Genomic DNA, 13,534 nt, shown 5'->3' on the forward strand with positions numbered 1-13,534 from the left:
AATCAAGCTCCGGTGATACATATCAAAGGCCCTATTTCCGGAATGGCGCCGGTCTGCGGCTTATAATCGAAGGCCAGTCCACAGTCCGGCCGGCCGGGCGTCGAGACCTTGAGCCGGTTGTGTTCCGACAGATTCTCGAAATAGGTCACGCCGTCATAACCCACCATGGCCTGTGCTCCGCCATTGATAAGCGTCGCCACGCCGCCCAGCGGTAGCGGCACATGATGCTCATCCACCAGCCGCAAGGTGGCGCCGTTGGTATGATGTATAGGGAATTTAGCCAAAACGCCGGATCGGTCGTTCGGCTTGACGGTAAGATTGTCGTTTTCAAGGGAGACATCCATCGGCACATCATTCGGATTGATGGATAAGCGGTTGCTCTCGTAGGCGCGAAGATTTTCGACAAACAGCAAACCGTTTTTGTCGGTCTTGCCCACGGGACGGTTTTCCTGCAATACCCCGACACCGGGCAAACCATCGGTATCCACCACCGCAAAACCGTCCTGAAGGGTATTGGCGGCGAAAACATGTCCGTCCATGGCCACCAGGGAGCCCTGCAGAGTGCCGCGTTCCGCCTGGCCCGCCGTGCCCTGCTCCGCCTCGGCGCCCATCAATCCCCAGTCGGATTTATATTCCAGCCCGGCCGTCTGCCTTGATACCGATCCGTTCTGTTCCCCCAGGCTCCAGCCGATATCGCCGCGTTGTACCGCGGACTGCTGCGCCTGCAGGGTTTGATAGCTTTCTCCGTTGCTGACGCTGCTGCCGGCACTGACCGTCGCCCGGTGCCCGATGGGCAGGGAAACACCGACAAACACCGCGTTATCATGGTCATAATCAAAATCATGCAGCGCCGTAACATAGCCGAAGGCGCGCAAAAACGGCAGCGAGGTTGAATAGGTGGCGGTCAGTGTCGCGGTCTCGATCCGAGTGGACTCATAATTGTAATCATTATAATAATTAACCAGGCGCTTAGCATAAACCACGCCGAATGAACCGCCGCCCGGCAGGGGAAAACCGACATTGGCACGCAGGGTGGTACCGGGAGTGCCGTCACCATACGCGGAAGCCAGATCGTAAAAACTCGAGTCGGCTTTTAATACGCTGACACCGTAACTGAAGGTATGAACGATATGGGTAAAACCCACGCCGTATTGCGTACCCGGCTTCTGGCCGTAACCGCCCACCGCCAGCGAACCGGACAACACCCCCAGGGAGCTCACCAGCATGTCGGCGCCCAGGCCGCCCATAGCCACCTTTTCGCTGCCTTCAAGGTGGCTTTCAAGCGTCAGCCGGTCGGTGGCGCCGCGCCGATAACTCATTGATGCCGCGCCGCCGGCGTAATCATCGGAACGGCTGGCATAAGCCCTCCGCACCGATCCGGCTTCAACAGACATGGACATTAACCCTTTTTGCAACAGGGTGTTGCTGGCATAAAACGGCAGGGTCTCGTTGGTCTGACGGCCATTGACGTCCTTTACCACCATCGACACGTCCCCACCGCCGCTGGTCACCGGCAACTGGTTGATTTCAAACGGACCGGGATCCACCTGAGTGGTCATCTGATGCAGCCCGTTAACATAAATATCCACCGATGAAGGCACCGCTACCTCGCCGCTGATGCCGGGCCGGGGAAAGGTCACCAAATCGGGCCGCAGCCCGAAATTGGTAGTCATCTGCATACCCGCCATGCGAACGGGACGGGTCCAGGCCAGGCCGCCGTTGATATAATCGCCAACGTTCCATGTGCGCAGGGTCGCCACATCGGAGACGCTGTAGGTGCTGTCCAGCCGTACCGTCTGGCTGAGATAGGGGTTATGGGTCTCAACCGCGTTATTGCTGAATACGCCCCGATCGCCGAACAGCCGCAGCTCTCCCAGCAGGCTGTTGCCGGTCTGGCCCGCATAGTGGGTGAACTCGGTATCGTAATTCAGCAGCGCACCGGTATCGCTGTGGGCGGGCGACAGGTCACCCGTCGCGGGATCGGCGTTGAGCTGCTGGGCAATCTGGCTTTGCACCGGTACTTTCAGATATAACGTCTGGGCGTTGGCGTCCAGCCGCCAGGTCCACTCCTTGATGCTGTCCAATGAAATCAAACCGTCGCCGGTTTCAGCCGGCTTGCCGTTCAAAATCAATCCGGAGGCGGTAAGCTGTTCACGGGTGAACAACAATACGCCTTGCCGCTGGGCGATTTCCTGGATGTTATTATGATCCTGCCCGTTGACCACCACATTGAGCAGCAGGCTTTGCCCGGCATCCGGCGGGGTGCCGGCGATTGCCGCCGATGCAGGCCAAATCAGCGCCATGGAGAGCATACCGCTCGCCGGGCGCCAATATCGTGGTGATATCAATTGTTAGGGCCGACATTCACCCACTGATCCGATTTATCCTGCGGACCTGGATTGATGACATGGACGCGTGAACCGGTATTTAACAAATGCCGGGGATCCTTGATAATCCAGCGGCGCTCGTTGCCGGCCAAAATATAAGGCATGCCGGGACCGGCCAGCTTCAACGATTCACCGTTGGCGGTGGAGGCGCTCAGATTGGCCAGCATACTATGGGACAGTCCTTGATTAACCGCCACCAGCGTCAGGTCATTGCCCTGCCGTTCGATGCGCCATTGCACGTCGGGGCGCGCCGGGGAATTGCTCAAGGAAAACACCGGTACGGTAAAGCGTACCGTCAGTTGGATGTGACTGCCGCCGCGATCGGGAATTTGATCAAATACAACACGGTAGGACTCTTCGCCATTCATTGCCGGGTCCCGTAACAATAAACGCACGGTTTGTGATTGACCCGGCGGAATGGTGGCAAAAGGCGGGCTTACCGTAAGCTTGGCGGTAGGGACAAAACTGTCGTCATTTCCCTTCTGTATCCAGCTGAAACCACGAATTTGAATTAACGTCGGTTTATCCGAGGTGTTGGTTAAGGTGAAACTGGCGGAACGGTGTACCGAGGATAAATCCTGACGGATGGGCACGATGGCCAATGCCTGGGCAGAAGCCTGGGGCACGATGGCCCACAGGACTGCCAGCATAAGCACCCGGATAAAAATGATATTACTGGGCATTAGGCTTTACTTTCTTAATAGGTCACAGTCACAGCGACGGTGTCGGCATAATCGGTAGCGACCTGGGCGGAAAGCTGGTTAGCGGCGATTTCACCATAAACGGTCACGTCTTGTGCCGCACCGTTACCGGTTCCGGCTACCGTATCGGTACCGGTGGTATTGCCCCAGGATACGGTATGGTTCGCATCGCTATACAGACCGTAGTTCAACACCGACGTTGTCGACGGGCTGGTCAGAACGCGCACCGTGGTGGTGGCGCCGGCGCCGGTACCCGCGCCGAGGGCCATAACATACGGCGCGGCGTTGGTGCAGGTGACCGTTAACGTCGCCGTGGTATCCACTACCGCAGAACCGGTATAGGCGGGGAACGTCAGCGCGGTGGTGGCCAAAGTACAAGCCGATTCAACCGCGGCGGTAACCGCGATGTTGGCATTTTGCGTACCGGCGGCGAAGGCTTGGCTGGAAACAGCGGCACCCAGACACAATACGGACAGGGCACCGGCTTTAAAAAGACGTTTGCAGGACATGATATTTCCTTGAAAGATGCGACTAATGATTTGAATGGATTTGGCACTTTAGTTATGCCATTTCTCGCAACCAGAATAACGGTTATTTGGGTTAAGTAGGTTTTTATACCATCGCAAATACGGACTAAATAATCGCAATATCGGCCAAAAAAGATAATATTGATTTATGGCGAGCCACCGGCAGCAGGCGGCGACAAGTTTTGACGGGCGAAATATATTTTTCCAACGAATTATTATTCCTCGGCAATATATTTTGCAAAAAAAAATCTCATTTCATTCACTCAAGGACGATGTTATCGCCATTATTTGTAGCGAGGTGAAAATGCACTACGCAATAATCAAAGCCCGCTGCCTCGCCCCTCGGGCAGGCCCCGTTTCGCCGCGAATTGCAACTCCCGCAGCCACGGCGGCGTGGTACGTCCATCAAATAAAGCGGCATAAACCGGATGGGGTATCGGCAGCCCGTCATTGCATTTTTCGATGCGGTACTGGTGCGGTGAGGTTTCGATAAATTTGCGGAACATGCGCGCTAACTGCTGACCGTCGTGCAAACCGCCGCGCCGGGCAATTTTGTCGATGGGAAGATTGCTGTCGATTAACGCCTGGCGCGCGAGTTCCAGACGTAGCAGCAGCAAGAACAAATAGGGCGAGTAACCCACTTCCGTTTTGAAATGACGCCGGAAACTTCGTTCGCTCATGGATAAAAATTCCGCCGAACGCTCCATACTGATATCTTCGTCAATATGCGCCAGCCACCACAGAATGACGCGGTGGGCAATGGAGTCCGTCCGGGCAAAGGCATGGTGGAACGCCGTTGCGCCCTCACCCGCCCGTGGCGCCGTGCCCTGATGCGGCGAGCGAGAGCCGAGGGACAAGGGCTTTTTTATCAACAACATCGCCAGCTCGCGCAAATTCATATGTTCGTTGGTGGTGTAAATATTGCCGTCTATCTGTAACGGCGATAGCGCATCGACATTCACCAGCGGGTAATTTTCGGCCAGCAGCGGCGCCAAAGCGGAGTGGGTGGTTACCCTTCGATGATTCAGCAAACCGGCCGCCGCCAGCCGGATAACGCCGGAACCAAGGGCGACAATCTGCTTCGCCCCGGGGCACACCGCCCGCAGCCAACCAGACAACTCACCGGCGTGATCCGTCACCGCCCGGGTGCCGTGCGCTATAATCAGCAGGTCCGAATTCACCGGCTTCGGCCCCTGGATCATCAGGGTATCCATAAATATCAAACGTGACGCAGGTGAAAAGACGCGTCCTCCGGAAAGAGAATAAATTTGGATCAGGTTGCGGGTTTTCGGTCCGTTTTGCTCCGCCATGGATTCCCCTAGGGATATGAATATCTCCAGCAACCTGATCGCTTCACCGAGAAAACAGCCCGGATAGGTTAAAATCGAAATCCTCCGGACTTCCGCGCCGGTCTCCATTACGAACGGGAACGCGGCGTCGGCGTATATGCCGACCCTGAATTTCCGCAGGGCGGGTTGTCAATCAACGGAGAAGCTGTGTTATTTTTAAGCATGGTTATCATAATCCGGCCGACAGCGTCATTGTGAATGACAAGGCATAATGGGAAAATATATCAATCGCCAGTGAAAATAAATCAAGACCTGAACGTTGATATATTCATGGATAAGTATTCAAAAAAACGACAGCCAAAAAGCATTTTTTGTTCATAAAAAAATAATAAAAAAATAACCGTTCGTACATATTCAGCTATCTGGTTTCATTTTATGGAAGATAAAAAATATAAAGAGGGTCTCGTTATATTCTTTATTAACGTACCTATCGCTCTTTGGCGATGATAATATTCCCAAGGTCTGACAAAAGCCTCCCGCGTATTGGACAACCGGCTACTCGCCAAACCGGGCAAACCGCCGATATCTTGAAGCGAAAAGCCGCCGCCAACGCGGCCCGAGGCGTCCGATAGCGTCTGAGAAAGAGTTCTCTCGTAATAACATATCGCTAACCCATTGGATTTCGTATGTTATACCCGATTTGTTGAGTGCCAATATAAACTGTTCGCTGCTATTGTAGGAAATTCATTTCACAGCAAATCCGGACAGAATGGCTGCAGTTCCGGCCAACCGCCGTAATGCCGCTCAAGGGCGTCCTTTGGTCGGCCGATAACAGGTGTTTTGGAATTTTTTCGCGAAGAATCAAGATACTCAGTCGCGGCCCCTGGGCGTGCGCCTGTTAATCAGGAGTGTTAGTGACCAAGGATTTTCAGCAGCCAGCATGGCGTCCGGCGGCCGTCAAAGACGGCGCCGTAGAGCGGATCTTTTTGCGGCAAGTCGCCCAGACCTTTAACTACCCGGTATTGATTAGGCGAGATGCCGAGAAACTTGCGAAACATCCGCGCCAGCTGCTGGCCGTCATGCAATCCGCCGCGCCGGGCGATTTTATCTATCGGCAAATCACTGTCAAGCAGCGCCTGACGGGCTAATTCCAGCCGCAGCAGCAGCAGAAAAAGATTAGGGTTATATCCCACTTCACTTTTGAAATGACGACGAAAGCTGCGTTCGCTCATGGCTAAAAAATCGGCGGAGCTCTGCATCGTGATGTCATAGTCCAAATGGATTAACCACCAAAGGAGGATCCGGTGCGCGATGGCTCCCTTACTGACGAACGCCGCCGAATGAAAGACGATGGCGGCTCCGGCCTGCCTTACGGGCTTGGCCGGCCGCTGTACCCTTTTTAGCGATGGCGGGTCTTTCACCAACAGCAAGGCCAGTTTACGCAAATCGATATGTTCGTTGGTGGTGAAAAGATTGCCGTCGACGCGCAGCGCACCTACCGCTTTCACTTCCACCAGGGGGAAATTAGCGGTGAGAAACGGCGCAAGCGCGGAGTGGATAGTCACCCGCCGGTGATCCAGCAAGCCGGCGACCGCCAGTTGAAGCACGCCTGAGCCCAGCGCGACGATTTGCTTTGACGCCGGACAAACCGCCTGCAGCCAACGGGATATTTCCCCGGTCGGGTCCCCCGACGACCGGGCCCCGGAGGCGATGATCAGCAGATCGTTTTCAATGGGCACCGGACCGTACACCGCCAGGCTGTCTACATGGATAAGCTTGCTGGACGGGGAATCCACCCGCCCCCCCGCCAGCGAATAAATCCGCGTCACGTAATGGATAACATGATCGCTGTTCAGCGCCGTCATTAGTTCCATCAGCTCGATGGCCTCGCCGAGAAAACATCCCGGATAGGTCAGAATAATGGCTCTTCGCACCTCGGCGGCAGCCATTCCTGATATCGGGGATTGAGACGAAGGGGAGGAGAGCATATCGCCGGCCGTGCTATCAATGATAATCGGCCTGGTATGTTTCAGCATAATTGGCACGGTTCCATTGCCCATACCATTACCCACCGGCCGCTGGGAAGGGGAAACACGCGGGCTGAAGGATAAGCATACAAACAATCAATACTGCATTATATAAGAAGTATGAGGATGAATTGAGTCCTCCATTTGTATAAATATCAGCCTGAAATCACTTTTTCCAATGTTCATTGCTGTCCCGGGCTGATTAATTTTTCTTATCTGTTCTATCCCTGAATGAGTTTAGCAGAGCCTGTTTATTTCGCACCTATCCCGCTGTTTTAACACCCGCTAGGGGATCCATAAACCCTGTCATCCACCCAAAAAAGAAAGGAAACGCGAGGTCAGACATAATTTCTAACGATTTTTTTTCGTCTCCGCGCTCTTCCATTATATGTGCATGCCAAGGTATTGTTTTATCAGGATCCAACCGCAGACTGAGGCACGGCGGCAGGTTCTGTCCCACTATGCCGTTTATTCACCGGCTGTCGGGTGAAAAATGTTAGCCGATGCACACTTTATGGGGAGGCGAAGGGAGCAATAAACTGACGTCGGTCACAGCTTTGCTATAATTCCTTTTAATCAACAACAAGATTCTCTGTTAATCAACGGCGCAGCGCCTTGCTGCCGATATCTTGATGGGGCCTATGGACAGCAATAATAACGACAAATCAGATGACGCATTGCCGGCGAACAAAGATCGCCGTGATGATGACCACCAAGACCAACCACCGGCCCGTAGCCGGGAAAATGAAGACAAACAATCCGATGAGGAAGGCGATAAGCAAGACGACGCGTCGGAGCCGACCCGTAAAGGTCCCGGTAAAAAACCCCTGATCATCCTGGCGGTGGTGGTAGTGATACTCATCGCGGTGGCGCTGTATTTTTGGTTGTCTACCCGCAATCAGGAGACCACCGATGACGCTTATACCGAGAGCGACGCGGTAACCGTAGCGCCGAAAATCGGCGGTTATGTGGTGAATCTGGCGGTAAAGGATAACCAGCGCGTGCATAAAGGGGATTTGCTGATACAAATCGACCCCAGGGATTATATCGCGCAGCGGGATCAGGCCCTGGCTCAGTTGGGTTTGGCCCAGGCGCAGCTGCATCAGGCCGAGGTGCAGCTGGATTTATCCCGCGTGCAGTATCCGGCGCAGCTGGCGCAGGCCCAGGCGCAACAGGCCAGCGCCGAGGCTAATTTACAAAATGCCGAAGCGGAATATCGCCGCCAGCGCGGCGTGGACCCCCGTGCCACTTCACAGCAAAATATCGATAGCGCCAATGCGCAATTACGCGCGGCAAGCGCCAATGTCGCCAATGCCCGCGCGCAGGTGCAGGTGGCCGCTCAGGTGGCGCTGCAAATCCGCCAGGCCGAAACCACCGTCGAGGCGCGGCAGCAACAGGTGCAGCAGGCGAAAGCACAGTTGGAAACCGCCGATCTGAATCTGTCCTATGCCGATGTCCGCGCGCCGTTCGACGGCTTCGTCACCCGCCGCAATGTCCAGCCTGGGATGCTGGTACAGGCCGGCAGCGCCCTGATGTCGGTGGTTTCACCGGATGTCTGGGTAACGGCCAACTTCAAGGAGTCGCAGTTGGAGCGCATGCGCCCCGGCAACCGTGTGGATCTCGAAGTGGACGCCTATCCGAAAATGAAACTGCACGGCCATGTTGATAGCGTGCAGCAGGGCTCCGGTTCGCGCTTTTCAGCGTTCCCGGCGGAAAACGCCACCGGTAACTTTGTAAAAATCGTTCAACGGGTGCCGGTGAAAATCATTATCGACAGCGGTCTGGATCCGAATATGCCGCTGCCCCTCGGATTATCGGTACAGCCCACGGTAATCCTGAAATGAGTGAGGATCGGCACTGGCAGCCGGCCGGGAATCCCTGGGTAGTGGCATGGGTCGTGACCTTGGCGGTGTTTATGGAGATACTCGACACCACCATCGTCAATGTCGCCCTGCCCCATATCGCCGGAACCGTATCGGCGAGCTACGACGAATCCACCTGGGTGCTTACCTCTTACCTGGTGGCGAACGGTATCGTATTGCCTATTTCCGCTTTTCTTGGCCGAGTGTTCGGCCGCAAGCAATATTTCTTGCTGTGTATCGGCATGTTTACCGTCTGCTCTTTCCTGTGCGGCATCTCTACCGAGCTGTGGCAGATCATCCTGTTTCGCGTGCTGCAGGGCTTTTTCGGCGGCGGTCTGCAACCAGTGCAGCAATCGGTGCTGCTGGATTATTTCAAGCCCGCGGACCGCGGCAAGGCCTTCGGACTCTCCTCCATCGCCATTATCGTGGCGCCGGTGCTGGGTCCGACGCTGGGGGGCTGGATCACCGACAATTACAGCTGGCGCTGGGTGTTTCTGATCAATATCCCCATCGGCATCCTGACCATGGTGGCCATTTATCAACTGCTGGAAGATCCCCCCTGGGAACGCCGGGTCAAGGGGCGCAAACTCTCCATTGATTATACCGGCATCGGCCTGATAGCCCTCGGTCTGGGATGTTTGCAGGTCATGCTGGATCGCGGCGAGGACGATGACTGGTTCTCGTCCAATTTCATCCGACTGTTTACGGTGCTGGCGGCGGTAGGCATTGTGGGGGCCATTTACTGGCTGCTTTACACCAAAAAACCGGTGGTGGATTTGCGCTGTCTCAAAGATCGTAATTTTGCCGTATCCAGCCTGCTGATGGCCGGCATGGCCATGATCCTCTACGGCAGTTCGGTGGCGATACCGCAGTTGGCGCAGCAGGAACTGGGATATACCGCCACCCTCTCCGGCCTGGTGATGTCGCCGGGGGCAATTTTAATCGTATTATCCATCCCGCTGGTGATAAAACTGATGCCCATAGTGCAAACCCGCTGGCTGGTGGCCTTCGGCTTCTCGTTACTGGCGATAGCCTTTATTTATTCCAGCCGTCTGGTGCCGAACGTGGATTATATTACCTTGGTCCTGATGCGCAGCGCGCAGTCCATCGGGCTGGGATTCCTGTTCGTTCCCCTTACCACGGTGGCCTATATCACGCTGGCGCCAAAATTGAATGCCGATGCCTCGGCGCTGTTTACCATGTTCCGCAATGTGGCGGGATCCATCGGGATATCCTTGTCCACCGCCGCGATTACCGAGCGCAGCCAGGTGCATAGCGCCTATCTTGTGGAGAATATGACCCCGCTCAATGAGCAGTTCCAGCAGGCGCTGAGCAACGGCGCGGCGGCAGTGCGCAATTTTTCCCTGCAAATCGGCGATCCGGTGCAAATCGCCACCGGCAAGTTATATCAGCAAATGATTATCCAATCGCGGATTATGTCCTACATCGACGTGTTTTCCGTTTGCGCGCTGGTGGCGTTTATCCTGATTCCTTTCTGTCTGTTGCTTTCGCCGGTGAAGGGCGAAGGCAGTGTGGGAGTTCATTAGTATGCCGGCTCGTTTCTTAACCGCTCAGCTGCGGTCCGCTCCACAAATGCGCCGTTTCGGCCTGGGTATGCTGGCGGCCATGATGACCGCCTGTTCAGTGGGTCCGGATTATCACGCCTCCACCCCCGCGACCCCCGCCGCATTCAATAACCTCGACCCCGGCGGCAAAAACCGACCCGCGTCGGCGACCCTGGCGGCGCTGCCCGATCCGTCCTGGTGGCGTACCTTTAACGATCCTCAGTTGGATGGTTTGATTGACCGGGCTATCGCCGGCAATATCAATCTGCAGCAGGCGGTCTTGCGTATTGCCGGCGCACGGGAACAAACCGTGCAGGCGGGTGCCGCCTATTTGCCGTCGGTGCAAGCCAAGGCCAGCTACCAGCGTGAGCAGCTGGGTTTGGCCGGCGAGCTGGATTCCGCGCATGTCGACACCTCCAGCGTGGCAAGCCTCAGCCCGCAAGCCGCCTCCGCTCTGAATACCTTGACCCAGCCGGTGAACCTTTATCAGGGCAGTTTCGATGCCAGCTGGGAATTGGATCTTTGGGGAAAGGTGCGCCGCTCGGTTGAGATGGCGCAGGCGCAAACCCAGGCCTCGGTGGAAGAGCGCAACGACGCGCTGGTGTCGCTGGAAGCGGAAGTGGCGCGGACCTACTTGCAGCTACGGGGCGCGCAGACCGTGGCGCAGACCATCCAAACGCAAATCGATGTGGCCGAACAGTCCCTGGAATTGACCCGCAGCCGCCAGCAACACGGGCTGGCGCCGCAATATGATGTGGAAAATGCCGCCGCCCAGCTCGGTTCGCTCCGGGCGCAGCTGCCGCAATACCAGGCGCAGCAGCGTCAGGCGATGAACGCCCTGGCGGTATTACTGGGGCAGGCACCCGGCACGCTGGATAACGAATTGGGCGGGGCCAAACCCCTGCCCGCCATTCCCGCCGTTGTGGCGGTAGGGGTACCCGCAACCCTGGCGCGCCGCCGTCCCGATGTACGCCAGGCGGAAGCCAGCCTGCACGCGGCCACCGCCAATATCGGCGTCTCGGTGGCCCAGTTGTTCCCTGACTTATCCCTTACCGGCCAGTTCGGCATGCGCAATACCGATGCGGATTATCTGACCCACTGGAGCAGTCATTTTTACAGTTTCGGTCCACAGGTATCGCTGCCGATTTTCCAGGGCGGCCGCCTGGTCTCCAGCGTGAGGCTGGCCCGGGCACAGCAGGCAAATGCGGTATTGGCCTATCGGCAAACCGTCCTGACCGCCTTGCAGGATGTGGAAAATGCCCTGGTGAGCTACCGCGCCGATCAGCAACAGGTGGATGGATTGGAGCAGACCGCCGCATCGCTCCAGAATGCCTTCAATTTATCCAGCGAAAGCTATCGTCAGGGACTCAGCTCGTTTATCACCATGCTTGATGCCCAGAGGCAGTTGGCCCAGGCCCGGCAGCAGGTGGCCGGCGCCCGGGTCCAGACCGGCATCGATCTGGTGGCGCTTTATAAGGCCCTGGGCGGCGGCTGGGAACCTTACACCCAGGTGAATCTACCCAAATATCCGGTATTCGGACCCGCGGAAACGGCGGCGGCCGCTCCGCAAAAGTAAAAAAACCAAAAAAGTAAACAACTTATCTATGTTGATCAAATAAATTAGACCTTCATCACATATTTTTGTAGCACAATGCAAAAAAACAGGAGAAAATTACCACAACCTAATCAACGAGAGGATAGTTCCACATGGGTACGCTGGCCGCAGGCTTTGAGATGATGCGCTGGGAATTGCTCAGTGCTGTGATGATGTTTTTCTCCAGCACGTTAAACGTTGTATGCCGCAAATCCAGTAAAAATACCCTCGCTTTTATCTTCACCGGCGTCGGTATCGGCATGGCCTATTGGTTTGTCACCGGCTTGCTGGGCATTACCCTCTCGATGGAATTGGCGCACTGGCGCAACGTGTGTGCCGGTCTGAAAGAACTGGGGGAATATATTGTCGCCCATACCCCGCCGGATTGGCAGATTACCTGATCTTCATGCCTTAAGCGCACCCAAGATAACCCTTGCCAAAAACTGTACCGATCGGTACAGTCTTATCTCTACTCATGCAAAAGGCTCTTATCATGGCTAACCTGGTTCCCCCTTTTACTGTGGACACCGCAATCGCCAAAGTCCGTTTGGCGGAAGATGGCTGGAACAGCCGCGACCCCCGCAGGGTATCCCTGGTCTACTCCGAAGATACCCAATGGCGTAACCGCGCTGAAATCGTTACCGGCCGCGAGGAAGTGGTGGCGTTCCTGACCCGCAAATGGGCCAGGGAGCTGAATTACCGGCTAATCAAAGAACTGTGGGCGTTTACCGGTGCCCGTATCGCGGTACGTTTCGCTTACGAATGGCACGATGACAGCGGAAACTGGTTTCGCTCCTACGGTAATGAAAACTGGGAATTCAATGAGCAGGGACTGATGTTCCGCCGTTTTGCCTGTATCAATGATTTGCCCATTACCAGCGACGATCGCCGCTTTTTCTGGCCGCTGGGCCGGCGTCCCGACGACCATCCCGGTCTGTCCGATTTCGGTTTGTAGTCGTTTGCCGTAAAGGTTTTGGTAAAGGCATAGCAAAGGCAAGGCGCCAATTGATTGAACAGTAAAGAAAACGCAAAAACCGAGCTGGTGGCCCGCATCGCCGAAGTATTCCGTGAGTGCGGGTTTGAGGGCGCTTCCCTGGTGCGCATAACCAAGGGCACCGGCCTGGGAAAAGGCAGCCTTTATCACTTTTTTCCCGCCGGCAAGGAGGAGATGGCCACCGCGGTGCTACTGCATATCCACCAGTGGTTCGCCACGCAGATCTTTGTGCCGTTGGAGCGGGATACCCCACGCGACGCCCTTAACGCCATGTGGCGGGCGGTGGATGGCTATTTCCAATCAGGTAAACGCATTTGCCTGGTGGGGGCGTTTGCCCTGGACGGTACGCGGGATCGGTTCTCAGGCGCCATCAGCGGCTATTTCAAACGGTGGATAACCGCGTTGGATCGCGCCCTGCAACGCACCGGGGTTGACGGCGCCACCGCCGCCATCCTGGCGGAGGACACGGTTGCCGCTATCCAGGGCGCCCTGATCCTGGCCCGCGCCCTTGACGATCCTGAATTCTTTCCCCGTAGCCTGCAACGTCTGAAACAGCGGCTGGAAGACCGGTTGCCGCCACCATAGCGG

The 13,534-nt window shown here is 56.0% G+C and carries 11 protein-coding genes; 6 read left to right on the forward strand and 5 right to left on the reverse strand.

Translation table 11 applies throughout. From position 1 onward, the window contains the following. Positions 1–2: 2 nt before the first annotated feature. From HB631_RS15245 to HB631_RS15265, 5 genes are all read right to left on the reverse strand, one after another. Positions 3–2,303, reverse strand: coding sequence for a fimbria/pilus outer membrane usher protein (locus HB631_RS15245; RefSeq protein ID WP_213992018.1), 2,301 nt, complete (start codon positions 2,301–2,303; stop codon positions 3–5). A 41-nt stretch (positions 2,304–2,344) separates the two neighbouring features. After that, positions 2,345–3,070: a fimbria/pilus periplasmic chaperone gene (locus HB631_RS15250; protein WP_213992019.1), complete on the reverse strand. Its 726-nt coding sequence runs from the start codon at positions 3,068–3,070 to the stop codon at positions 2,345–2,347. A 14-nt stretch (positions 3,071–3,084) separates the two neighbouring features. Then, the gene (locus HB631_RS15255; RefSeq protein ID WP_213992020.1) at positions 3,085–3,597 is read right to left on the reverse strand and encodes a spore coat protein U domain-containing protein; all 513 of its coding nucleotides are present in this window, start codon (positions 3,595–3,597) and stop codon (positions 3,085–3,087) included. A gap of 338 nt (positions 3,598–3,935) precedes the next feature. Further along, entirely contained in the window at positions 3,936–4,925 is a 990-nt protein-coding gene (locus HB631_RS15260; protein WP_213992021.1) for a helix-turn-helix domain-containing protein, read from the reverse strand. A gap of 890 nt (positions 4,926–5,815) precedes the next feature. Beyond that, a complete protein-coding gene (locus HB631_RS15265) occupies positions 5,816–6,940 on the reverse strand; it encodes a helix-turn-helix domain-containing protein (protein ID WP_213992022.1) in 1,125 nt (374 codons plus the stop codon). A gap of 632 nt (positions 6,941–7,572) precedes the next feature. Here HB631_RS15265 and HB631_RS15270 point away from each other — a divergent pair. The 6 genes from HB631_RS15270 (at position 7,573) to HB631_RS15295 (ending at position 13,531) form a co-directional block, all read left to right on the forward strand. After that, the gene (locus tag HB631_RS15270; RefSeq protein ID WP_213992023.1) at positions 7,573–8,775 is read left to right on the forward strand and encodes an HlyD family secretion protein; all 1,203 of its coding nucleotides are present in this window, start codon (positions 7,573–7,575) and stop codon (positions 8,773–8,775) included. Further along, the gene (locus HB631_RS15275; protein WP_213992024.1) at positions 8,772–10,340 is read left to right on the forward strand and encodes a DHA2 family efflux MFS transporter permease subunit; all 1,569 of its coding nucleotides are present in this window, start codon (positions 8,772–8,774) and stop codon (positions 10,338–10,340) included. Before HB631_RS15270 ends, HB631_RS15275 begins: the two co-directional genes overlap by 4 nt. Positions 10,341–10,386: 46 nt before the next feature. Then, positions 10,387–11,934 carry an efflux transporter outer membrane subunit gene (locus HB631_RS15280; protein ID WP_213992095.1) on the forward strand — a complete coding sequence of 516 codons (1,548 nt, stop codon included), beginning with the start codon at positions 10,387–10,389 and terminating at the stop codon, positions 11,932–11,934. Positions 11,935–12,065: 131 nt separating this feature from the next. Continuing rightward, complete coding sequence (locus HB631_RS15285) at positions 12,066–12,353, forward strand: YjcB family protein (protein ID WP_213992025.1); 288 nt, start codon at positions 12,066–12,068, stop codon at positions 12,351–12,353. Positions 12,354–12,445: 92 nt separating this feature from the next. Then, positions 12,446–12,907 (forward strand): nuclear transport factor 2 family protein, encoded by a 462-nt coding sequence (locus tag HB631_RS15290; protein ID WP_213992026.1) that lies wholly within the window; start codon positions 12,446–12,448, stop codon positions 12,905–12,907. A 54-nt stretch (positions 12,908–12,961) separates the two neighbouring features. Next, entirely contained in the window at positions 12,962–13,531 is a 570-nt protein-coding gene (locus tag HB631_RS15295; RefSeq protein ID WP_213992027.1) for a TetR/AcrR family transcriptional regulator, read from the forward strand. The last annotated feature ends 3 nt before the right edge of the window (positions 13,532–13,534 follow it).

The sequence above is a fragment of the Sodalis sp. dw_96 genome, from assembly GCF_018449575.1.
Classification (GTDB): domain Bacteria; phylum Pseudomonadota; class Gammaproteobacteria; order Enterobacterales; family Enterobacteriaceae; genus Acerihabitans.